Below are 23,970 nucleotides of genomic sequence, written 5' to 3'. Positions count from 1 at the left end.
GGAGGCTTTTTTTGTAACCCCCTAAGAGGGGGAGAAAGTTGGAAAACCGCAAGGAGAAAATCCTAGTAGTAGAAAACGAGGCTAGCATACGTCGGATTCTAGAAACCCGTCTTCCCATGACTAGTTATGGGTTGTTTCGGGGGTTGCGGAAGAAGTGTTATATTTCCATAATCATGCTGACTGCTCCGGGTTATGTAGCTGGTCGTAATATATAATTTTTACCGGGTGCTGATGACTATGTGGTTAAACCTTTTTCCCGTGCCTGGATTCATTCGGTTTTGCGAAGAACAAATTAACGAACAAAATTCTTACCTTTGCAATAGTCTGCCAGTCTGTTGAGATTTTTTCTCATAGTCTTGTCATACATCTCCGGCTCAATCGCTTCTATTGCTACTGTATCTCAATAGCTTATTGAATATAGTTATAATGATTCTCATTACCAGGCATTCCTTATAGAGGGGTGCAGTCAGCAGGGGAAGAAAAAAGGATTGTCAAAGGAAGTGGAAAAAAGGCAGTCGAAATCCCCCACGTCTGTGTTAGACAGAGGGATAACGGAAAATGGCATTATTGGTCGGTTTTAAGTTAGTTGGTTGGTTTTAAGAGTAAAATGCTATACCCGTACCCTAATATTAGTCGCCCTTACAGGCTTGGAAGGCCCATAGGACTATTTGGTTAAACTGGTTACTTGGTTAAACTGGCTAAGCCGGTTTTGTCCAGAGAAATTGTCATGCCTACCCACTCCCCAATACAGCCTCAAAATCCCCCCTTCATGTTAATCCCAGAAAGAAAAATTACACCACCAACAGTGAGTAATAATCCTGGCCACAAAATGGTAGTATTGAGTATTATCATTTACATGAATAGATATAACAAATCAGCTTCTCGGGCAAGTTTTCAGCCCCACCGGGGTTAATAGAAGCAAAAAAATGGACAAAACTGAGGAAAAAACCAAAGAACACCAGATAAAAATTGCAGGAGAAATCATCCCACCGGGAGTAGTAAAACAACTAGAAATACCAGTGGCAAGATTGCCAACCCAAACACTAATTTGTCTACCAGTGACAGTAATAAACGGTTTGGAAAGTGGTGCTAGGCTGTGGATAAGTGCCGCCATCCACGGAGATGAAATCAACGGCGTAGAAATCATCCGACAGGTGGTAAACCAAGTAAATCCCCGTTATCTAAAGGGTACCCTTATTGCTGTGCCCATAGTCAATGTCTTCGGCTTTATTGAACAGTCCCGCTACCTGCCCGACAGACGAGACTTAAACCGTTGCTTTCCCGGGTCTGAAAATGGTTCCCTTGCCTCCCGTCTAGCCCATCTCTTCATGCGGGAGATTGTTTACAAGTGTACTCACGGTATCGATATACATACGGCGGCAATACATCGTATTAACCTACCCCAGATAAGGGCAAATCTGGACGATCCCGAAACACTAAAAATAGCCGAGGCCTTCAACTGTCCCGTAATGATTCATGCCAATACCAGAGACGGTTCCCTGCGACAGGCAGCCAGTAGTCGGGGTATTCCCATTCTCCTCTACGAAGGCGGAGAAGCACTCCGTTTTGACGACTATGCCATTGACGTGGGCATAAGGGGAATCTTCCGAGTAATGGGGGTTCTCGGCATGTATGAACATCCCTGCTGTTACGAGGAATTACCCCCCCCCATCCGCATCCAACAGTCCAAATGGTTAAGGGCACCCCATAGTGGTATGTTCCAGTTTAGAAGCCATTTGGGGGCAGTGGTGGAGAAAAAACAAGTCATCGGCACCATCACCGACGCTTTTGGCAATAGGACTGTGGCTGTAAAGTCCACTGTGAGGGGGATAATCATAGGACATGTGCAAAACCCCCTTGTAAACCAGGGAGATGCCCTAGTTCACATTGCCCTCCTCTAACAGCCCCCTACCCGGACTGCCGTTGTTTAAACAACACCCCCAAACCCAGGGCTAAACCCTTACCCGCCATTGTAACAGGTTCGCGTGTTTCCCCTACCACAGGCACCACACTGTGGGTGCTAGCGCGCCCCCATTCCAAGTGGTGCTATCCAGAATTGTTTGAGATTTCAGCACATTCCCCCTTCCTGTTTCTCCCAGCCCTCCGCATGTAGGAGTCTCAGCCACAACATCTCCTCTTGGATTTTTACTACAAAAATATTACAAAATACTTCCTCCAAGGCCAAATCGGGGAGAAAATCATAATCCCCCCTGCCACCCCTAAGAGAGCCAAATTCTGTGGTGGAGCTTGTTTTGTCCCCCTCTTTTTCGCCTTTACCACCAAGCCAGTAGAAGGAAAAGTCCTCTCCTGTGGCTTTTTATGGGAACCGCCTAGGCAACATCCACGGTTACAGGGCTACCACAAAACCAACAGTGCCCATCACCACTGCCTCCGCTAAGGGTAGCAATTTCTGGCAGCCCATGTTTACCATTTTCTTGTCCCTCCCCTTCCAATCTTACAGTTCTATAATCCTCCCCAACAGTTACAACAACTATAATCAGGATCCTGCCGAAAATGCGATTGTTTCTAATGGGCGAGACAATATCCCCCCTTGAAATCTCCAGGAATCCTCTTTTCTCACCGGTAAATATTTAGTTTAAAAAAAAAAATAAAAAAAGAACAAAAATCCACCGGGTTAAACCCCCCATAGCAGAAGGTACAACTGTCAGAATCAGGAATCCTAACCTAGCCTCTGACTAATTGTTTTTTTGACTGTTGATGCTTGAACAACACCCCTAAACCCAGGGCTAAACCGGTACCCAGAATTGTAACGGGCTCAGGCACTTCCACCTCCAGAGTGAGAGTATAACTGGAAGTGTCCCCGGAACGACTGGAAGTTAGAGTGCCTGTGGCGGGAAGGCTCCTGCTACCAAATTTCAAAATGCCTGTAAACTCAGGGTTGGAAGATACCACACTAGGTCTTCCCCTTGAAGCCAAAACAGTATAAGTTGCCGGCGATAAGTCAAAACTAAGGTTGCCAGTAAAACCTCTCCATGTCCTGGTGCCGAAGTTTATAAAGGAAGTCATACCAGAATTGGTATAAAAGGGACTGCCGCCTACCCCCGGTGCAGTAAAGGTTAGATCGCGTATGGCAAACCCCGCACTACTATCATTTGTGCCTATCAGGTTGCTTAAACTGGGTGACAGACTTGTAAACATCCCCGTGGCACTTATACCATCTATTGTCCGGAAATTCAGAAACACATTGGCTCTGCCCAAGCCCCCACTCCCCTGAAAGGAGAGACTGCTTAGTCCATTGATGGTAATACTGCTACTAGGACGACCTCCCGTTACACTGACTGCTTGAGCCGCCTCCGCATTAACACTTACGCCTGCCGCCGCCACGAGAGCCGTCACTGGTAGTAGACAGAGAGACAATTTTACGCTTTTCATTTTCCTTTTTCCCTTTAAAATTTTTCCTGTAACCTACTTTTTGATTATAGGGCAAATAGTCCAAAAGATCAATCTCTTTCCCCTTTTTAGACTCCGATTTTTCCTTTATACTATCTTCATTGAAATATTTTTTAATAGCCCATATTTAACATTATCTTTAATAAAAATTCAAAAAAGACACGTAGTTTTCCCGGATGCGCTTTTTAGAGGGTAGTAAGTAATAACACTGAAGTAAAAATAGGGAACTTGTGATAGGAAAAATAAGTGACCTGAAGGGGGGGAGTAATCTAAAATAGAAATAACCTCACTTGGAATTAGGAACAAAGATGACAGAAACAGTAACACCAAAAAGAGGCATTATCATTACTGAAAGGGCTCTTAAACATCTCTTAACATTGAGAGAAAAACAAGGAAACAGTGAACTATGTCTGAGAGTAGGTGTAAGACAAGGGGGATGTTCGGGTATGTCCTACATGATGGACTTTGAATCCCCCAACAACATCACTGAACACGATGAAGTCTTCGACTATGATGGGTTTAAAATAGTTTGTGATCGCAAGAGCCTTTTGTATTTGTACGGGCTACAACTGGACTATAGCGACGCCCTCATAGGCGGAGGCTTCCAATTCACTAACCCCAATGCCACCCAAACCTGTGGTTGTGGCAAATCTTTTGCCGCCTAGTCTCTGGTGGTGGGTATTAGATATTAACTCTCATATGAATGACGATAACACTCCCAAGAGTCCATGTGGCCCCTCTTTCCCCGCAAATCCCCAAAACGCACTACCACTCCATCCCCCCCTGCCGACGTTGGCCGACGTCGGAAAATAAAAATACCCCCCCACTTTCAAAAACATCCCCTAGTCACCTATTCCCACACCGAAATCCAAAGGGAATTAAGAAAATACCCGGGGTTATTGCGTACTCTAGCACATGCCTATCAGTATCAAGTCACCTTTGCCGCTGAGGGTAAAGAAACACAATATTGGTTTTGTCGTAATCTCAAAACTGCCACTGTCCTCATCCAATATCTCCATGACAAACAATGGCACATCCAGTGGCAGGAAAAACCTTTTAAACTAAAATCATAATAGCTCCGGTTTTGCAATTATAATTGCCAGTGTAGGCCAAGTATAAACCAACAACCATCCGGGGTTTTTCCCCCTTTAACCGTCCTAAAAAAATCATATCAGCCCACCACCAATGGTAGCCGTCAACCTGACCCAGGAAACAATTGCCCGTAAAAGCCACTGGGATATTCTATGTGTCGGGGGGGGAGCACAACTTTTCCGCCAGTTAAAACAATATTGTGACAACATCTATTTCCTTAATAAACCCTGCCGTCTTTTGGACAACTTACAGAATATTTCCCCCGAAGAGTTGAATCTGTCCCTCCTGTTTGTCATCATATCTAATTCCACAAACATATCCGATTATTTTTTTAGAACAATAAGGGCAAAAATCAATAACTTCCTCCCTAAGATTCTGGTAATTTCCACTGACAAAATAGACAGGGAAACAAGAAGCTCACTCCTAAAAAACGAGGAGGTGTTGGACTACTTAGAAACTCACAATCTGCAGTTTGATATTCTAGAACAAAAGGTAATTAGTGCATTAAAAGTCTATTATGAACAGTACATCTGTCTGGAGGCCGGAAGGTGGGAAGACGTAAATGTATGGGGAAGCAATATTCAAATCAAACAAATTGCCAGTTTTATCCCGGGAATGGTGTTTCAACTAAAATATGACCCACCCCATGAGTGTTTTTTCACCTTCGTCAGTAGGGCAGTAGAGGACATTTTTGAGTGCACTCCCGAAGAGGCTATTCAGGACATAAATAGAATACTCTCCTGTATCAACCAAGAAGAAAAACAACAACTAGAGCGAGCTATCCAGTTATCAAAACAATATTGTAGCCCCCTTAGTTTTGACTGTCAAATCCTCACCCCCAGTGGTAAAACCAAATATATACGCATCCACTCCTCCCCACAGAAAATCTCAGGAGGCAGTCTAATTTGGAATGGAATTGTGATTGATGTGACGGTGGAAAAACAAAGAGAAATCGCCTTAAGAGAAAATGCCCTCCTCCAAAAGACAGTTAACTCCATAATGCAAAAAATGAGGGAAACAGTAGACTTTCAATCCATCTGCGATACCACTACCGCCGAGGTGAGGAATCTACTAGGTTGTGATCAAGTGGCAGTATACAAATTTCGGGAGGATTGGGGGGGAAGTTTTGTGGCAGAAAATCGTCGTCGCGATTCCGTCTCCCTCCTCCATCACCACAATGGAGTTTGGGATGATTCCTACCTACAATCTCTAAAGGGAGGGAGATACCGTCACGGCGATATTCTCACTGTTGATAACTTAGATGAGTGTGAATTATCCCCTTGTCACCGTCAAAAATACCGAGAGTACAACATAAAATCCCTATGTACAATCCCAATTTTTTGCGGCAATAAACTATGGGGATTATTGGCCTGTTATTATCGTCATCCCTACCATTGGCAACCTCGTCATGTTAACATACTAAAACAAATAGCAGTTCAGCTGGGTGTTGCCATCGAACAGGCTAATTTGTTCGAGGAAATTAAGAAACAATCCGAAGAGTTAAAACAAGCAAAAGAAAAAGCAGAAATAGCCTGCAAAGCCAAAGGCGAATTCATAGCTAATATCAGTCATGAAATTCGCACTCCCCTGAATACAATCCTCGGTTTCGCCGAGTTGCTTCGAGACATAATTGCTGACGAAAAGGGAAAAGACTATCTTGAAGCTATTATAAGCAGTGGAAACAACCTTTTATCCCTGATTAATGATATCCTGGATTTGTCGAAAATTGAAGCGGGGAAAATGCCCGTCAACCACAATCCAATGCAGTTAAGACTACTGTTAAGAGATGTCATGGGAGTTTTTTCCTTCAAAGCCAAAGAAAAAAACCTAGATTTTCAGCTGATAGTGGGCGAAAATTGCCCAGACAATATCCTGTTTGACGAAATAAGATTAAGGCAAATACTATTCAATCTAATTGGAAATGCTATCAAGTTCACCCACCGGGGATATGTAAAAGTGTTTGCCCAAGGGATTGATAGTAATAACAAGCCCAACTGTTGTGGATTTAGGATAATTGTAGAAGACACTGGCATTGGCATTAAAAAAGATCAATTGGAGCGAATTTTTGAGGCATTTACCCAGGAAGATGAACAAACTGTTCGCCAGTATGAAGGAATTGGTTTGGGTTTGACTATTACCAAGAAACTAGTGTCTCTCCTCCGGGGACATATTCATGTAGAAAGCCGGGTGGGCGTGGGGAGTAAATTTACAGTATGCTTCCCGAATGTGACCCCTATTTTTTCCCTAGAAAAACACAACTTTGACCCACAAATCTTCACACCATGTGTACTAGTGGTAAACGAAACTGAGTCAGATTTGGCGACAATCAGAGAGTATTTTCAAGGCAATAACCGTCATGTAATTTACGCCGAATCCGGGGAAGAAGCCATCAACTTAACAAGAAAATATAACCCAGAAATGCTCCTATTGGGGATTAATAATTCACCAGAAGAAGCACTTGTGAAAACCCTTAGAAACCATGAGGACACAAAAAATATACCCCTTATCGTCATCACATCTCCTGAAAAATACGAACAAGTAAAACAGTGGGAGGGGCTCCAAGGCTTGTTATTGAAACCCCTAAAAAAAGAGGACTTAAAAGAATTGGTTCAAAAAGTACTTTCTAATGAGAAGAAAGCAAAAGAAACCAGCAACAAAACCATAGACTTAAACTCAGGGAAAGCCCTATCCAGTGTTGAACTGAAGCAAAAGATGGGAGATGTATACAAAAAACAGTGGCTGGAAATTAAAGAGACAAAAATTATATCCAAGATAAAGAAATTCGCGGAAGCCCTAAGGGAGGAAGCCATCAGGTATCATGAGGAAACATTGTTAAAATACGTCGAAAAAATAAAGAAGGATATTGAAAACCTAGACTTAGAATCCCTAGACGAAACCCTAAATGAGTTTCCCGAATTGCTAATAGAATAAACTAGTCCCGGAACAGGAGACAATAAGTCAGTATTATTTGATTAAAAAAGGCAAGTTAGGGCATGTTGTCACCCCAAATTCAGCAAAGAGCAAAGCAGTTGCAAGAAAGCACATCCCGTGAGACATTCAACCAAATTCGATTCATCCCCCTAAAAACAAGTATTTGCCAAAGTCCCATTGTCACCAGTTACATCCATCAGGGAAAGACAAAAAGGAATAGGCCCCTGTTATTATTACACGGCTTTGACAGTTCCCTATTAGAATTCCGACGTTTAATACCCAAATTGAGCAACCACTGTCAGGTGTGGGCATTGGACTTGCTGGGTTTCGGTTTTACCCAAAGACTGCCAAACTTGAATTACTCCCCCGCTACCATTAAAGCACATGTGTATCATTTTTGGGCAGAAGTCATTAAACAACCAATGGTGTTAATAGGGGCATCTATGGGAGGCGCCACCGCCATTGACTTTTGTCTTAGCCATCCCCACATAGTAGAAAAACTCATTCTTATCGACAGTGTAGGCTTGACAAAACCGCCACTGGTTAGTCGAATTGCCACTTTCCTCCCCTTTGGTTATCTGGCTACTGAGTTTTTGCGCAACTCTTTAGTAAGACAAAAAATTAGCGAGAAAGCCTACTACAATCCCAGTCTTGCCAACGAGGATGCCAGGTGTTGTGCTTCCCTACATACCCTGTGTGACAACTGGAGTCAGGCATTAATTTCCTTTACCAGAAGCGGAGGTTATGGGGATTTCAGTGCACAACTTGGTAAAATACTATGTTCTACTTTAATACTGTGGGGCAGACAAGACAAAATCCTGGGCACAAACCCAGCCACTCGTTTTCAGCAGCTACTCCCCCACAGCAAGTTAATTTGGATTGAGGAATGTGGGCATGTGCCTCATCTGGAAAAACCAGACACCGTGTCAAATCACATTTTGGAGTTTCTCAGGGATTAGGATGAGAATTTTGACTTTCCCCGGCTTGGCAATAAACCTTTTACCACCAGTTGGAATTTTTCTGTATGGTTTTCAACATATGCTAGGAGGGAGTTAGTCTTTTCCCGTATTTGCCCTACCAGTTTTATCCAGTAGTCTAATATTTCCATAATATTAATTTTTATGTAATAGCTTTAGAAAAAACAAGCTATCGGCCCTAATAGGCTCCAGCTTTAATTCCACTAGGATGCTATCGTAACCCATTTAGTCATTGTTTCCCCTCTTCAATATTTTATTCCCTTTATCTCCCTATTTTCTCCGGTTGCTCCCCCAAAACTCAATGGTCAATCCCCCTTGACGCCGGTGAATTTTATACCAAGAGCGGCCCCTTGGAGTTTGTTATACTTCTCTGCTAAGATAGGGGAGGGTTGGTTAGTGTAATACCGATAAAAAACCTCGTTCAAAGTTTTGCATGAACGGCAATACTGCTATATTTTACGATGTAGAAAATCTGTTAAAGGGCTACAGTCTGGAGCAAAAATATATTAGTAAAATATCACTAAAAAGCATATTTCAGGAGATAATAAGCCTTCCGCAAGTAGAAAGGGTGCTGGTCCAAAAAGCCTATGCAAATTGGAGTGATTATCGTCTTTCCTTCATGAAGAAAGAGATAAACGAACTGGGAATTGAGCCAGTGCAGATCTTTGGTTTTTCCTACTATCAAAAGAAAAATGCGGCCGACATACAACTAGCAGTAGATGCCATCGATTTGGCCTATGTTAGAAAGAATATTGATGTTTTTGTAATTGTCTCCGGCGATGGAGGATTCTCCGCTGTAGCCAGAAAACTACATGAGTATGGAAAATACGTTATTGGCTGTGGTTATAAGTATTCTACCAATCAGGTATTCGAGTCCATTTGTGACCAATTTATAACCATAGAAGAGCCAGATAAAGAAAACAATAGTGAGAACAGAACCCCTGAAGAGGACAAAAAAGAATCGGAAAAGACACAAATTACCCATCCCCTAATCCTAAGAATGTCAAAATCTCTGGAGAGAATTTCATCCGATAATAGAGAGGAAATTATCCAACACTCTCTCAAAATATTGCAGTGGTTTGCTGAAGACAAAGAGGCGGCAAAACTGTTATCTAGCTCCGGTATTTACGTGTCGGTAGTCAGAGAAGCTTTCAAATATGGAATAAAAGATTTTCACCCATCGAAAGTCGGTTTTCCTAAATTTGTAAAATTTCTACAGTACATCTGTCGTGACACTGATTTACAAATACTGATAGGTGAAAAATGCCAGGCAAAGATAGCCTTTCGTGATGCCACCATTGAAGCCTTTATACCCCTGCCCCCCCTAGATGATAATTTTGTCCACTCCCCGGAAAACTATAGAGATATTCTTGAAACTCAAAAACCGCGAATTATAGTGATTGATTCCGAAGATTTTTTGAAAATCACCGCAGCCATCACCCTTTTATCAGAAGAATATACTCTAAACACCATTCAAGAGAAAATAAACCAAAAATACCCCGAAATAAACGGCAAAACCCTAATTGATTGCCTGAATTCCCTGGTAAATATAGAAGTTATCTCCTACCAGGAAAAGGAAAATAACCAAAGATTTTTTAGGCTGAAAGAAGAATTCCGGGAGCACAGAAGTATAATTAAGAAGTATAAAGAATCTATTTACAACAAGCTCTCAAAAATACTAGGAAAGGATCTAAGAGAAAGTGTCATTGAACAGATAATCCTGGACTGTTAGATTTGTAACAATATCCCGCGGGCCCCATTGGTAGAAAGGGGGTAGCATGTAGGGGTTAGGGGATAGGGATTGATTTTTTTTATTATATTAACAGTTTTCAGCAGTTGGCTCAACAGTTCTACTTCTGCCCCCAGACTCATGTGCTTTCACTTCTACATTTTCAGGAGTTCTATAACAGGACAGTATCAAGTAGAATATCCTTTGACCTATGTGAGAAGGCCTCACTGGGAAAATAAGGGTGACCTGACTGCAGGAGACTACAAGAGGCCCATGAGGTTTTTTCAAGGATATCAGAAACAGTGCGTTCAGCTTGTGCATCTGTTATGAGGAGGATAAAATGGCTATAAGCTTTCTTGATGGGACAGGTTCTCAGAAAGGGGCTTCCAATCAAAGGTATGGCTATAGCAGGGCCTTGGAAGATATCAGGCGAGCCAATGAGAATAAGAGGGCTATAGGGGTTATACTTGCTAATTTCAGAGCTCAGGGCCGTCAGAAGGTTAAAAAGAGGGCTGAGGAAATTGGTATTAGGCCGGTGGGGAATACCACCAAAAAGTCCTTACCCCAAGAAGTGGATAGGGATGTGTTTAGAGATGTTTACGATGAGGTGGCTCTAAGTCTTAGCTTTTGTAGAGGGGTTTATGTGCCTCCGTCTACTATCTTTCTCCATGAGGTATTGTTTTACACTATAATCACCAACTCTGGTGGCGTTAAGCAATGGACTTGTCCATAGTTGTCCCCATATACAATGAGGAGGATAATATTCCTATCCTCATCCAGTCTATTGAAGAGAGTCTGAAGGACACCGGTTATGAGTATGAAATTGTCTGTGTAGACGATGGCTCTCAGGATTGCTCTTTAAAAATACTGAAAAATCTGGCCATGGTCAATCCCCGTCTTAGGGTTGTGGCGTTAAGACGTAATTATGGCCAAACGGCTGCTATGGCGGCTGGCTTTGAAAATTCCCGTGGTCAATTTATTGTCACCCTGGATGGGGATTTGCAAAATGACCCGGCTGACATTCCCTTGTTGTTAGCTAAACTACAAGAGGGCTACGACTTGGTGAGCGGTTGGCGTAGACACCGTCGGGATGATACCATTACTAGAGTAGTCCCCTCTAAAGTCGCTAATTGGTTAATAAGCCGTATAACAGGTGTAGCTCTCCATGACTACGGATGTTCTCTTAGGGCTCATGGCAGGGGGTTGATTGATGAATTGAATCCATAGCCAGTGTTAGCCTATCAAAGTGAATGATAAACAGCAAATAAGAGGTGAAGTGCCGCCTAAGCCAGGCCAAATTCCTGCAAAGCCGGCCAGAAGTTACGATTTTCGTGGCCTGGTTGACTGAGTTTGACGAGGGCAAAGCGTTGCAATGGTGTCAAGGCCGCCCACTTTTCCACGGTTAGGGTGTGGTGGGGAACTTTGGTCAGTTGTTGTTGCACAGTTTCCGGTATTTCGGTTATGATGTCCCAGGGAAATGGCTGGGGCATTTCCAAATCGCTGGGAGGGGCCCCATGGTTTTGGGTTACCCAATCCCGTAGTTGTTGACGATAGTTGTCCCTTGTTTCTGGGCTATCGCAGGGAGCAGTTACAAGCCATTGCCGCTGATTTTGTGTCAACTGATGCCAGTGTGACAGCTTCAGCTTCACACCACATAAATCCAGCTTATAGCGCACAATCATTGGAATGCAGCGCAGTGTGGCGGCGAAATCAGCCTCAAAACCAAAAAAGTGAGACATGATTCGGTTCTCTTTTGTCTCATCACCCTTTTTGGATTCCATTTTTCACCCCCAAAAAAGGCCTAGTGGAAAAAGGCTTTGGCTTTCCCTTGAGAGGAAGTACCTGGACGGCACAGGCCTTGAGTTCAGGCTGCTGGGATACGGGGCAGGCTGTGGGGTGGGTCAGTTGGTTAGCCTCGGCATTTTCAGCAAATAGAAACCCCCAATGCATAGGGACAAAAAGAGTCCCCGGCCGAATAGCCTCAGTTACCGTCACCGGCAGGCAGACCATTCCCCGGCGCGAACGCACCTCCACCCAGTCGCCGTCTTTGAGATTCAGATTTGCCGCATCACTTGGGTGCATTTCCACAAAAGGACTAGGATGCATTTTCTGAATTTTAGGAATGCGGCCGGTGCGGGTTTGGGTGTGCCAGTGGCCATAAAGGCGACCCGTGGTCAGGAGGAAGGGGTACACGGCATCAGTGGGTTCGGCAACTCCCTTGCTGTGGGTAATACAAAAACGAGCTTTCCCATCGGGTGTATGGAAACGCCAGTCGGTGTAAAGGCGCTTAGGGGCTAGGGCTTCTTCATCGCTACAGCCCGCGGGACAGGGCCATTGCACTGCTCCCAGGCGTGCCAGACGTTCATGACTTAGCCCCGACTGGTCACAGGGGCGGCCCGCGGTAAGTTGGACAAACTCGGCATAGACGGCAGCGGCGTCGGGAAAATCAAACTGTCTTGCATAGCCCAATCGTCGCCCCACCTCTGCAAAGATTTCCCAGTCGGGGCGGGCCTCCCCCGGTGGCGAGCGAAAGGCCGGCGCTAGAGTAACTCGGCGTTCAGAGTTGGTCATCACCCCTGTTTTTTCCCCCCATTGGGCAGCAGGCAAAAGGAGATGAGCATAGGCCGCCGTCTCGGTGGGGAAGTAGGCATCCTGATAAACCGTAAAGGGGGATTGACGTAGAGCCCTTTTGACCCGCTCCAGGTGGGGCATACTCACCACGGGGTTGGTCGCTACGATCCAAAGAAAGCCTATTTCGCCTCTTTCCAGAGCCTCTATTAGCTGCCAGGCCGTACGTCCGGGGCGAGGGCTGATCTGTCCCCGTAACAGGCCCCAAAAATCCTCCACCTCCTGCCGATGCCGGGGATTCGTAACTTGGCGATAACCCGGCAATAAGTGTGCTAGCCCCCCGGCCTCCCGTCCTCCCATGGCGTTGGGTTGTCCTGTTAGGGAAAAAGGGCCACTGCCGGGACGACCTATTTGCCCGGTGAGCAGGTGTAGGTTAATCAGACAACGCGCTTTAGCAGTGCCCTCTGCCGACTGGTTAATGCCCATGGACCACAGGGACAACACGGCCTGGGCGTTTCCCCAGTAGCGCGCCGCCCGTTCCAGGTCCTCTTGCCTAATGCCGCAACGTTCAGCCACCTTCTCCGGCGGGTAGGCTGCCAAAAGTCTTACATAGTCGTCAAAGCCACGAGTGTGATTATCAACAAATTCCTTACAGACATATCCCCACCGCAAGAGCAAATGGCCAATACCGTGGAGCAAATCAATGTCAGTGCCAGGGCGTATATCCAAGTGAAGGTCGGCCACTTCAGCTGTGGGGGTGCGACGCGGGTCCACAACGATCAGCTTAACATTGGGATTTCGTTTATGGTGATTGCGCAGTCGATTGAAGACGATGGGATGGCATTCGGCGGTGTTCGTGCCAATGAGAAAGGCACAGTCGGTGGCTTCCAAATCATCATAGCAGCATGGAGGACCATCGGAGCCAAAGCTGGCCATGTAGGCTGACACGGCAGAGGACATACAAAGCCGCGAGTTGGTGTCAAAGTTGTTGGTGCCCAAACAGCCCTTGATAAGTTTTTGCGCTACGTAATAGTCTTCCGTTTGCAATTGACCCGAGGCGTACATGCAAATAGCATCGGTTCCCTGACTCTGCCGTACTTCTTGAAGCCTCTGCACCAGGCGGGAGAGGGCCTCATCCCAGGAAATTACCGTAAAGGGCTCATCCATATTTTCCCGCCATAGAGGATAGGCAAGACGATCCCGGTCCATGGCCTCTAGTATTGTCGCACCCTTTACGCAAACCATGCCTTGGGACGAGGGATGTCGGCGATCTCCCCTAACCTTGTAGTTCCCCTGTCCTTGGGTTACAACTTCGAGGCCGCAGCCAACCCCACAATAGGGACACAAGGAGGAGACAGGACTAGTAGAAATAAAATGGGGGTTGGTTGCCACTTGTTGTACCAACGGAGAGGCATCGGCTCGGACTGCCGGTGAGCCAGTCTGTAGCCAATCCCTGGACTTACTCATAACCCCACCTCCCCTAATGCCCAAACCGCGTGTACAAGAAATCCACGATGCGGTTGCGCAAATGGCAATACTGTGGGTCTTCAAAAAGTTGAGACCGTAGCCTTGGTCTAGGAAAGGGAATTTCCAGAATCTCACCGATGCGGGCAGCTGGCCCGTTGGTCATCATCACCACCCGATCCGCTAAATAAAGAGCCTCGTCAATGTCATGAGTGATCATCAATACCGTCAGTTTGTGGCTGTGCCAAATTTCCAGCAACTCATCTTGCAGCTCTTCTTTGGTGATGGCATCTAGGGCGCCAAAGGGCTCGTCCAACAACAGAACCTCAGGACGAATCGCCAGGGCACGGGCAATGGCTACTCTCTGTTTCATGCCACCCGACAGTTGCGCCGGACGCTTGTGGGCGGCGGCGGTCAGTCCCACTATTTCCAGATGTTCTTCTACTATTTTCCTTCGTTGTTGGCGTGTTAGGTGGGGGCAGACGGACTTGACTGCCAACTCTATGTTTTGGTACGCCGTCAACCAAGGCAGTAGCGCATAGTTTTGAAACACCATCATACGTTCTGGGCCGGGACGAATTACCGGTGCCCCATTGAGACGAATTTCTCCGTAAGTCGGGCTGGTGAAGCCCGCCACCATGTTCAGAAGGGTACTTTTGCCACAACCAGAATGGCCAATGATGCAGACAAATTCACCACTTTCTACTGAGAGGTGAATGTCATCTAGGACTACATGGGGGCCATTGACGGTGGGGTAAACTTTGCTCACCCCATCAATGAGCAGATGACTGGTGGCGGTAATAGGGGGTTCAATGCGATAGAGGGTTTTCATAGGAATCAACCGTAGTTTAATCAGAGAAAAAACTTAGACAGAAACCATTTCCAGAAAAGGGATGGTCTGAATGTCAAAAGCTCGGCGAATTGGCGTCGCTTCAAGGTAGGCAAGGGGATTGTCGGGCTCAAAGGGAACCCCGTCAAATAGGGCAAAAGCCTGCCGCTCGGGCTCGTTTTCGAGGAGCTGTAGCTCCCGGGCAGCCGCGCTAAACAGCTCTACCCGCTGCACCCGCTGGACAATCTCTAGCCAGTTCTTGGGGAAAGGAGTGAGTTGCCAGCGTGCCAACTGAGTCATCATCCAAAGCCCCTCCGGTTGCCGGGGACAGAGGGAACGGTGCACGTAAAATTGGTGAAAGCGAGGTTGAAAAGCGGGGGCACTGTCATCTCCCCGGTTTAAGGGGTGCACAAAACCGGCGTACGCCTCTTCGGGTGAACCCCCCACATATTCTGGCCGACAGAGCAGTTGAGCAATTTCGGCGCGGTTTTTAATGGTGTCACAGTATTCACAGGCCTCAATTAGTGCCTTGACTAGCGCCAGATGCTGTTGGGGTCGTGCCTGTACCCATTCGGGACGCACCCCCAATACTTTTTCAGGACGCCCGGGCCAAATCTCCAGATCAGTGGCCACTATCACCCCTTCCCCTAGACGCACTGCTTGAGAGTTCCAGGGTTGCTCCACACAAAAGCCGCTGATATAACCCGCCTCTAGGTGATGCGCCATCTGTGCTGCTGGAATGACCAGTAGTTCCAGGTCCTGGTCGGGATCAATGCCCGCCGCAGCTAGCCAGTAACGTAGCAAGAGATTCTGCATCGAGGCCGGGTGAACAATGCCAAAGCGGAGACGCTGGCCAGTGGACTCGATGTACGCCCGCAGGTCAGCTGCGGTTTTTACGCCCTGCCGCCAAAGCCGTCTACTTAAGGTTATGGCACTGCCATTGCGGCTTAGGACTAGTGAGCCCATCAGTGGTTGGGCTGGTTGTCCCTCCAGTCCCAACGTCATTGCCAATGGCATAGGCGCTGGCATCTGTGCCCCGTCGAGGTTACCGCTGAGCACACCCCTCACCAGCTCCTGCCAGCTTTCCCCGCGATGCAGGCTAACCTCCTCAAGGCCGTGCTTAGCAAAGAACCCCAACTCCTTAGCCACCACCAGAGGGGCACAGTCGATGGTGGGCATAAAGCCAAGGGTTAGACTCACCTTGCAGGGGGTAGTCGTTGTCGGGAGTGGGTAGTGGCTCTTGCGACGAAGCCTTTGCTGATTCAAAAAAGAAATCATTTCGTTGCGCAGCTCATAATAGCTAGGATGGTTGAGGACATCATGGCGATTGCGGGGACGAGCAAAGGGAATCTTAAGAATCTGGCCAATTTGAGCTTCAGGACCGTTAGTGAGCAACACTACCCTATCCGACAGCAGTAGAGCCTCATCCACATCGTGGGTGACCATAATGCATGTGGTTTCTGTCGCCTGGCAGACTTGCATCAGTTCGTCTTGTAGCAACCCACGCGTCAAAGCATCCAGGGCGCCAAAGGGTTCGTCCAAAAGCAGTACTTGGGGTTGAATTGCCAAAGCCCGGGCGATGGCTACTCGCTGCTTCATCCCCCCCGAAAGTTGGCTGGGGTACTTGTCCCGCGCGGCACTCAGGTGTACCTGCTCCAAGGCAGTTTCTACCCGTTGCCGCCGTTCTGATTTACTTAGACGGGGCAGTGCCGCTTCCACTGCCAAGGCTACATTTTGATAAACAGTTTTCCAGGGTAGTAGGGAGTAGTTTTGGAACACCACCATGCGCTCCGGCCCCGGTTTTGTAACTTGGCGGCCCGCCATCACCACTCCACCCCTGGTTGGCTGCTGAAAACCGGCAATGATGTTCAGGAGGGTGGACTTGCCACAGCCGGAATGACCGACGAGGGAAATAAACTCCCCCTTTTGGACCTCCAGGTGAATATTCTTGAGAGCAATGTATCGCTCGCCTCCAGGTAGCTCAAAAACCTGGTCTACGTGGTCAACTTCAATCAAGGGTAGGGACTTCGCCATAGTAGTTACATCAATTCCATCGGGGAAAAACATTAAGAATGCACTTCTTCACCGTGGCTGAGCAGTCGTCCCAAAAAGGCCACAGAGCGATCTAGCACCAGACCAATAATGCCCACATAGACCACGGCAACAATAATTTCACTAATCAAAGAACTGTTCCAGGCGTCCCAGATAAAAAAGCCAATGCCAACACCTCCTATGAGCATTTCTGCCGCCACAATGGCCAACCACGATAGGCCAATGCCAATCCGCAGCCCCGTGAATACATAGGGCAGGGTTGCGGGCACAAGGATGTTTAAAAAGTAGTCCCTCCGCGACAGCCGCAACATGCTTGCAACGTTTTTGTAATCTCTAGGTATTTGCTGTACCCCCACAGTGGTGTTTATGATAATAGGCCAAACGGCGGTGATAAAAATCACAAAGATTGCCGCCGGCTCATTGTCCCGCATGGCCGCCAGAGAAATCGGCAACCAAGCCAGGGGGGGAACAGGACGCAGCACCTGCAAAATCGGGTCTACTGCGTCGTAGAGGAGGCGACTGGAGCCAATTAGCATTCCTATACTCACGCCCACCACCGCCGCCAGAGAGAAACCTATCGCCACTCGCCGTAAACTCGAGAGAATTTGCCAACCCAGGCCTACATCATTGCCGCTGCCCCGGTAAAAAGGATTAACAATCAAATCCCAGGTGTCGGCAATAACCCTTAGCGGTGTCGGCAACTTCAGTAGCCCCACTATACATAAGAACTGCCAAATCGTCAAAAAGCACAGCACCCCAAGGCAGCCCATAGTCACTTTCCGGAAGACGGGCAATGCCTTAAGTAGTTTTAGCCAGCGTTGCCGCCGCACCCCGATAAATTCTCTTGAGTAACTTACCATATTTCTTTTCCTCCTTTGCCACTTTGATAAAGTGGGTCTTAAACTGATGGTCAACCTATACCTTCTTCAAATCCAAACTACTTAAATAGGCCTGCGGATTTTGCGGATCAAAGGCCACACCATCGAAAAACTTCTCTACCCCCCGCGATGTGCTGGTGGGGATTTCCGCCGCAGGCACGCCCAGGGTTTTGGCCGCCTCCCGCCACAAGTCCTCGCGATTAACCTGCTTGATCAATGCTTTAGTGTCCGTATCAGCGGGCAAATACCCCCAGCGAATTTCTTCTATTAAGAACCAGAGTTCATGGCTTTGGTAAGGATAGGAAGCTGTATCGCGCCAATATTTCATTGCTACTTCAGGTTTTTCGATAGTGCGGCCGTTGCCAAAGTCAAACTTGCCCAGAGAGCGATCTAGGATGTCCTCCACGGGCGCCTTGAGCCACTCGCGCTTCGAGAGGATTTTGGCCATTTCCGGCTTGTTGGCATCTTTATCGCACCACTGCTGGGCCTCCATCACTGCCATCAAAATGGCCTTGGCCGCTTTTGGATGCTTGTCAACCCAATCTGCCCGTAAGGCGAGGGATTTTTCAGGGTGATCCTTCCAAAACTCCCCCGTGGTGATTGCGCCAACTCCCACCTTTTGATTCACGGCCTGGAGAGGCCACGGCTCGCCAACGCAAAAGGCCTCCATAGTGCCGGTTTTCATGTTAGCCACCATCTGGGGTGGCGGCACGACAATCAGTGAAACATCCTTTTCTGGGTTAATGCCCCCCGCAGCCAGCCAGTAACGCATCCATAGGTCGTGTGTACCCCCCGGAAAAGTCACAGCTACCTTGACTTCCTTGCCCGCTGCCCTGGCTTTTGCGAAGGCCTTTTTCAGGGGGCTACTATCGGTGCTGACCTTTAGCTCCTTATAGGCATTGGCAAGGACAATTCCCTGACCATTAGTGTTCAGCCTTGCCAGGATGTACATAGGCACTTTTTTGCCACTGGTGATGGTGCCGGTGGTCATAAGGTAGGGCATGGGGGTGAGAATGTGAGCCCCATCAATGCCACCTCCCTCTGAACCTAGGACTAGGTTATCGCGGGTCACCCCCCAGGATGCCTGCTTCACCACTTCCACATCCGGCATCCCATACTTGGCAAACAGCCCTTTTTCCTTAGCAATGATTAGAGGTGCGGCATCGGTGAGGGCAATAAACCCCAATTTGGCAGTGGTGGTTTCTGGGGTTTCTGCCATAGTGGTCGGTTGGGCCGTCTGGGAGGCTTGCTGCTGGTTGGTGTTGGTGCAGCCATGGAAGAGAAACGTTGTCGCGGTTGTAGCGGCCGCAGTCATTAAAAAACGACGACGAGAAAAATGAGCCATAGTTTTTAGTCCTTTATCCTGAAGTGCGATCGGTTGATGGATTAAGAATGATAGATTTAGAGGAGTTTAAGCTAGTTAACTGTCATGGTTACTTTGGCTGTGGGGGCAGGTGGGTTTTCAGCGTTGACTGGCCGTGCACCAAAATGCTCAATCAGGAGTTGGCGCAAAACTTCCGGCAGTTCGTCACAGGGAATCCCTTTTTTGACACAAGTTCCCAGCTTAGCATCCTTGCCCACCTTGCCACCCATGTACAAATCCACGGCGTCAACGGTTTCGCCATTTCGCCGGGTTTTGGTGCCCATCAGACCAATGTCAGCCACCTGCGGCTGCCCACAGGAGTTGGGACACCCTGTCCAATGAATTCGTACAGGACGCGGTAGAACCAGTTGTTGATCCAGCCAACGGGCGAGGGCAAGGGCACGATTTTTGGTTTCAATGAGGGCAAAGCCACAGAACTGGGAGCCGGTGCAGGAGACAAGGTGGCGTTCCAAAGGGGGCGGAGAGGGGCGAAACTTTTGCAAAAGGGGTTCTTGCAAAAAACTTGGCAGAACTGCATCGGGAATATGGGGTATAATTATGTTTTGCTCCACCGTCAGCCGCACTTCTCCCTTGCCATAAACCTCAGCAAGGCGTGCTAGCTCGTAAAAATCCGGGGCGTAGAGTCGTCCGACGGGCACATGTAATCCCACGTAGTTTAGCCCCTGCTGTTTTTGCCGGTGCACCCCTAGATGATCCCGTTTTTCCCAGTCAATTTCGTCTTTAGGGGCCGCCGTGAGCAATTCAAAGGGCAGTTTGGCGGCAACTGCGGCCCGGAATTTTTCGATGCCCCACTCATCAATCAACCACATCAAGCGAGCCTTCTGGCGGTTGCCCCGCAGCCCGTGATCGCGGAATACTTCCAAAACAGCCCGCGAGAGCTGAATGACAGCATCGTCGGGGGGAACCCAAGCATCGAGGGGGATGGCAGCAGCACAGCGCCGCGCCGAGAAAAACCCTCCTACTAGGACGTTAAACCCCAGCTGCCCCTCACGGTAGGCCGGAACAAAAGCGAGATCGTTGATTTCAGCATGGACAGAGTTATCACGCCCCCCTTCAATGGCAATGTTAAACTTACGGGGCAGGTTGCTAAATTCGGGATTGCCCTTACCATTGTTGGTGATCATCGCCTGCAACTTCATGAGCAGGGGGCGAGTGTCAATTAGTTCATCCGGGTCAATTCCAGCTACCGGGGACCCGGTGAGGTTGCGCACATTGTCCATCCCTGACTGCACAGAGGTAAGGCCACAAGCCTCCAGTCGCCGCAGCACTTCCGGGATGTCGGCAATGGGGATACCGCGTATTTGAATGTTTTGGCGGGTGGTAATATCGCCATTGCCATCCTCACCGTAGCGAGCGACAATTTCTCCAAGAGTCTGCAACTGCTCACTGGTTAGAATGCCGTTGGGCACTCTTAACCGCATCATGAACCTGCCCGGAGTGACGGGACGAAAGAAAATCCCTAACCACTTAAGACGAACATCGCGATCCGCTTCAGGTATGTTCTCCCAACCAACGGCGGCAAAATGCTCTAACTCTTCTTTTACCGCTAAGCCATCTTTTTCACGTTTGATGGCCTCAATTTTATTGCTCACGGTTCTTGCTTTTGCATCTAGTTGATTTTAAATCCCAGTTTAGGCAGCTAAATTGTAAACTTTTGTAAATTAGACTACATTTTCCTTTTTTAAATGCGGCTAATGTATACTCAGTATGCAGAAAACGTATTGTAAGGTTTCCGGGCAAATAGGAATACTGTCAACGCCCCCTGTCAGTCATAATGGGCCGCGCTGCTTTGAACTGATTTGGAATAATAGGGTTGATGGGTTCTGTTCATGTCATTCACATCCGCAATTATTGCAACGAGCGGCAACCACCCCCGGCAGTGGGTGATGTCTGCCAGAATTGGAGCTGATTTTTTTTGATATCAGCTTGTTTTTTCGTGCTGGAAGGGCTTGTTCCCAGGAAGAGGTTCTTCCTAGATGAAATAAAGCACAACCTTTTAGTGGACAAGGGCAAAAAATTTTCTATTATTTCAGCTCCCTGTCACTTCACTTCCCCAGCCACTAAATTTAGGCACCTCTATCAATTACTGCCCGAAAATTGGTGCTCACAGCCCAGTGTCTTTTGAATTATTTGGGAGGAAGGAAAGTTATGGGCATTCTAAAAAGAATACAATAGTATTATACTTGACAGGAACTCATTTTTATGTTACACTGGCGCACAGTTACTGGCAAAGCAGACGGGAAAAGAGCCAAAGGGGACATCCTTTGTAGTGCAGAGCGGTTGATGGTACCCCCTTTCAGTGGAGCTAAACCAGAGGCGGGGTGGACATGGGGGGTGGGTGTTCTCCCATGGATGGGATAAGAAACTTTAGCCCCATTTTCTTTGCCTGCCAGATTTAAATGTAATGAGGCGGGGGCAAAACCAACTAGTTTTTTTAACTGTGCTTAATTGTGCGGGGCAAATCCATCATATTCCCTGAAGGACGAGGGCCAGCAGTGAAGGCTCTGCTTTATCATTTTGGTAAGTGTTGCTGTTACACATAAACTCCAAGGGGAGGGAAGTACAAACAAACAATGGGGATGATTAGCGTCGAAACTGCAGCCGAACTAATTGCCAAGCATTTGCCTGATTGGGGGACTGAAAAAATTTCCCTGGGGGAGTCGCGGGTGGGGCTCCTAGCGGAGTCCATAGAAAGCGATCGCCCGTATCCGCCAATGGACCGAATTATGATGGACGGTATTGCCCTTTCTTGGGGGACCTACCAGTCGGGGCAGCGGGCATTTCCGATTCTGGGAGTAGTGGCCGCAGGAGACCCCCCGCCCTCCTTAACAGACCCCCGAGGCTGTTTTGAAGTGATGACGGGCGCAGCTTTGCCCCATGGCTGTGACATGGTCATTCCCTACGAAGCCCTGGAGCTTAAGGACGGCATTGCCCACATTGTTGACTCCCAACAATGGCTGCCCCATCAGTTCATCCACCGTTGCGGCAGTGACGCCCCGGCGGGCAAGACAATTCTGTCCCCAGGAATCATCCTCCACAGTCCGGCTTGGGGTATTTTGGCCTCTGTGGGGAAAACCCAAGTGTCAGTCAAGCGTCGTCCGCGCACCCAAATTATCGCTACGGGCAATGAACTGGTCTGTCCCGAGCAAAGACCCAAGCCTTACCAATTGCGACTTTCTAATGCCTATGCCCTCGCCGCGGCCTTACAACGTCAGGGGTACACCCAGCTAAGCATTATCCACCTGCCAGACGACCCCCACGCCTTTACTACCCATTACCAGCAAGCCACCCGAAACTATGATTTGTTGATTTACTGCGGGGGAGTTTCAAAGGGCAAATTTGACTATCTGCCCCAGATTTGGAGGCGGCAGGGGGTGCAGCAGTTGGTCCATGGGGTGGCGCAGCGACCGGGAAAGCCCCTTTGGTTTGGAGTGGACTACCAGCACAAAACGGCTATTTTCGGCTTGCCGGGAAATCCCGTTTCTAGTCTAGTGTGCCTGCACCGCTATCTGCTGGAGATGCCGCCGCTTTATGCTCGCCTGGCTACTCCTTTTCACTTTGACAAGCCGTTAACCTACTTTTTGCCCGTCAAACTAGAGGCGACAACTTCGGCTGAATTGATTGCCCACCCTCGTCCCACACAAAATTCGGGTGACTTCTTGGCTTTGGCCGACAGTGACGGCTTCCTTGAACTTCCTGCGGAGCGAGATAACTTTGAAGCAGGAGAGTGTTACCGCTATTTTCCATGGAGCTAGAAAAAATGGTCTTGCCTGCCACTATTGCCCCACCGGTGCGACCTCTTGTGGATGCCCAGCAGCGTAGGATTCGTAAGCTTCGCCTTTCGGTGACGGATCGCTGTAATTTGCGCTGCACCTACTGTATGCCCGTGGATGCCTCATTTATGTCCCCCAAGGAGTACCTGACACCGGCAGAGTACGCAACTATTGTAGGGGAACTGGTGGAACTGGGTATTGAGTCGGTGCGCTTAACAGGGGGAGAGCCATTATTACGACCGGAGTTCCCCGAAATTGTGGCAGCCATAGCAGCAGTGGGTGTCCCAGAACTGGGCCTGACCACTAATGGGATTCGCCTGATTCCTTTTTTGCCCTTACTGGCGCGCTATGGGGTGTCGCGGCTCAACATTAGCCTAGATAGTCTCAACCCTCAAACCTTTGCCACCCTCACCCATGGTGGCCACCTAGAGCAAGTTAAGACCGCCATTGCCACGGCGGTGGCTCAGGGCTTTCACGTCAAGTTGAACATGGTGGTGATGAAGGGCATCAACGACCACGAACTGGTGCCTATGGTGGAGTATTCCAAGGAATTAGGAATTGAGGTACGCTTTTTGGAGCTGATGCGGGTCGGCTATGCTTGTAATCTACCCCAGGAGCTATTTGTAAGCGCCGCCGCCATGATAACCCGCCTACGTCAGCACTATGAGCTACATCCTGTTTCTCGTCCTCAAGATTCAACTTCGTTCAATTTTGTCACCCCCTGTGGTGCCAAGATTGGATTTATTGCCTCGGAGTCGCAACCTTTTTGTGGTCACTGTTCCCGATGGCGACTCTCTGCGGATGGGGTTCTGCGTGCTTGTCTATTTAAAGAGGCGGGGGTGTCGCTGCGGGGACTGGGTAAGGAAGCCCGCCTGGCAGCCT

General features: G+C 48.1%; 21 protein-coding genes. 12 read left to right on the top strand and 9 right to left on the bottom strand.

Going from position 1 to position 23,970, the window contains the following annotated elements:
- The first annotated feature begins 38 nt into the window (after nt 1-38).
- Together IGQ44_09290 and IGQ44_09285 are read left to right on the top strand one after the other, a co-directional pair.
- Complete coding sequence (locus IGQ44_09290) at nt 39-215, top strand: hypothetical protein (protein HIK38172.1); 177 nt, start codon at nt 39-41, stop codon at nt 213-215.
- A 711-nt stretch (nt 216-926) separates the two neighbouring features.
- A complete protein-coding gene (locus IGQ44_09285; protein ID HIK38171.1) occupies nt 927-1,901 on the top strand; it encodes a succinylglutamate desuccinylase/aspartoacylase family protein in 975 nt (324 codons plus the stop codon).
- A gap of 7 nt (nt 1,902-1,908) precedes the next feature.
- On the opposite strand, the gene IGQ44_09280 is transcribed toward IGQ44_09285, so the two are convergent.
- A complete protein-coding gene (locus IGQ44_09280; protein ID HIK38170.1) occupies nt 1,909-2,040 on the bottom strand; it encodes a PEP-CTERM sorting domain-containing protein in 132 nt (43 codons plus the stop codon).
- A 269-nt stretch (nt 2,041-2,309) separates the two neighbouring features.
- On the opposite strand from IGQ44_09280, the gene IGQ44_09275 reads away from it, so the two are divergent.
- Nucleotides 2,310-2,555, top strand: coding sequence for a hypothetical protein (locus IGQ44_09275; protein ID HIK38169.1), 246 nt, complete (start codon nt 2,310-2,312; stop codon nt 2,553-2,555).
- Nucleotides 2,556-2,685: 130 nt separating this feature from the next.
- On the opposite strand, the gene IGQ44_09270 is transcribed toward IGQ44_09275, so the two are convergent.
- Entirely contained in the window at nt 2,686-3,393 is a 708-nt protein-coding gene (locus tag IGQ44_09270; protein ID HIK38168.1) for a PEP-CTERM sorting domain-containing protein, read from the bottom strand.
- Nucleotides 3,394-3,719: 326 nt separating this feature from the next.
- Here IGQ44_09270 and IGQ44_09265 point away from each other — a divergent pair, with 326 nt between their 5' ends.
- The 7 genes from IGQ44_09265 (at nt 3,720) to IGQ44_09235 (ending at nt 11,367) form a co-directional block, all read left to right on the top strand.
- Entirely contained in the window at nt 3,720-4,076 is a 357-nt protein-coding gene (locus tag IGQ44_09265) for an iron-sulfur cluster assembly accessory protein (GenBank protein ID HIK38167.1), read from the top strand.
- A 63-nt stretch (nt 4,077-4,139) separates the two neighbouring features.
- Entirely contained in the window at nt 4,140-4,484 is a 345-nt protein-coding gene (locus IGQ44_09260) for a hypothetical protein (GenBank protein HIK38166.1), read from the top strand.
- A gap of 112 nt (nt 4,485-4,596) precedes the next feature.
- Nucleotides 4,597-7,434, top strand: coding sequence for a GAF domain-containing protein (locus tag IGQ44_09255; GenBank protein HIK38165.1), 2,838 nt, complete (start codon nt 4,597-4,599; stop codon nt 7,432-7,434).
- Nucleotides 7,435-7,496: 62 nt separating this feature from the next.
- Complete coding sequence (locus IGQ44_09250; GenBank protein ID HIK38164.1) at nt 7,497-8,393, top strand: alpha/beta hydrolase; 897 nt, start codon at nt 7,497-7,499, stop codon at nt 8,391-8,393.
- A gap of 451 nt (nt 8,394-8,844) precedes the next feature.
- A complete protein-coding gene (locus IGQ44_09245; protein HIK38163.1) occupies nt 8,845-10,143 on the top strand; it encodes an NYN domain-containing protein in 1,299 nt (432 codons plus the stop codon).
- A 337-nt stretch (nt 10,144-10,480) separates the two neighbouring features.
- Nucleotides 10,481-10,873, top strand: coding sequence for a hypothetical protein (locus IGQ44_09240; GenBank protein ID HIK38162.1), 393 nt, complete (start codon nt 10,481-10,483; stop codon nt 10,871-10,873).
- Nucleotides 10,858-11,367 (top strand): glycosyltransferase family 2 protein, encoded by a 510-nt coding sequence (locus IGQ44_09235; protein HIK38161.1) that lies wholly within the window; start codon nt 10,858-10,860, stop codon nt 11,365-11,367. The genes IGQ44_09240 and IGQ44_09235 overlap by 16 nt, the downstream gene beginning before the upstream one ends.
- 56 nt (nt 11,368-11,423) lie before the next feature.
- Here the strand turns inward: IGQ44_09235 and IGQ44_09230 are convergent, their stop codons facing one another.
- From IGQ44_09230 to IGQ44_09200, 7 genes are all read right to left on the bottom strand, one after another.
- On the bottom strand, nt 11,424-11,879 hold the full coding sequence (locus tag IGQ44_09230) for a nitrate reductase associated protein (GenBank protein ID HIK38160.1): 456 nt from the start codon (nt 11,877-11,879) through the stop codon (nt 11,424-11,426).
- Nucleotides 11,880-11,901: 22 nt separating this feature from the next.
- Nucleotides 11,902-14,175 (bottom strand): nitrate reductase, encoded by a 2,274-nt coding sequence (locus IGQ44_09225; GenBank protein ID HIK38159.1) that lies wholly within the window; start codon nt 14,173-14,175, stop codon nt 11,902-11,904.
- Nucleotides 14,176-14,188: 13 nt separating this feature from the next.
- Entirely contained in the window at nt 14,189-15,004 is an 816-nt protein-coding gene (locus IGQ44_09220; protein HIK38158.1) for an ATP-binding cassette domain-containing protein, read from the bottom strand.
- Nucleotides 15,005-15,037: 33 nt separating this feature from the next.
- A complete protein-coding gene (locus IGQ44_09215) occupies nt 15,038-17,035 on the bottom strand; it encodes an ABC transporter substrate-binding protein (protein HIK38157.1) in 1,998 nt (665 codons plus the stop codon).
- Nucleotides 17,036-17,067: 32 nt separating this feature from the next.
- Nucleotides 17,068-17,913 carry a nitrate ABC transporter permease gene (gene ntrB / locus IGQ44_09210; GenBank protein ID HIK38156.1) on the bottom strand — a complete coding sequence of 282 codons (846 nt, stop codon included), beginning with the start codon at nt 17,911-17,913 and terminating at the stop codon, nt 17,068-17,070.
- A 55-nt stretch (nt 17,914-17,968) separates the two neighbouring features.
- The gene (locus IGQ44_09205; protein HIK38155.1) at nt 17,969-19,276 is read right to left on the bottom strand and encodes an ABC transporter substrate-binding protein; all 1,308 of its coding nucleotides are present in this window, start codon (nt 19,274-19,276) and stop codon (nt 17,969-17,971) included.
- 71 nt (nt 19,277-19,347) lie between these two features.
- Complete coding sequence (locus IGQ44_09200) at nt 19,348-20,907, bottom strand: ferredoxin--nitrite reductase (protein ID HIK38154.1); 1,560 nt, start codon at nt 20,905-20,907, stop codon at nt 19,348-19,350.
- Nucleotides 20,908-21,894: 987 nt separating this feature from the next.
- Between IGQ44_09200 and IGQ44_09195 the strand changes: the two genes are divergently transcribed.
- Together IGQ44_09195 and moaA are read left to right on the top strand one after the other, a co-directional pair.
- A complete protein-coding gene (locus IGQ44_09195; GenBank protein ID HIK38153.1) occupies nt 21,895-23,070 on the top strand; it encodes a molybdopterin molybdotransferase MoeA in 1,176 nt (391 codons plus the stop codon).
- Nucleotides 23,043-23,970, top strand: a 928-nt coding sequence (moaA, locus tag IGQ44_09190) for a GTP 3',8-cyclase MoaA (protein ID HIK38152.1), incomplete at its 3' end; no start/stop codon positions are given. The genes IGQ44_09195 and moaA, both read left to right, overlap by 28 nt.

The sequence above is a fragment of the Geminocystis sp. M7585_C2015_104 genome, from assembly GCA_015295805.1.
Lineage (GTDB): Bacteria > Cyanobacteriota > Cyanobacteriia > Cyanobacteriales > Cyanobacteriaceae > DVEF01.
This window is presented reverse-complemented; position numbering and strand designations above follow the sequence as displayed.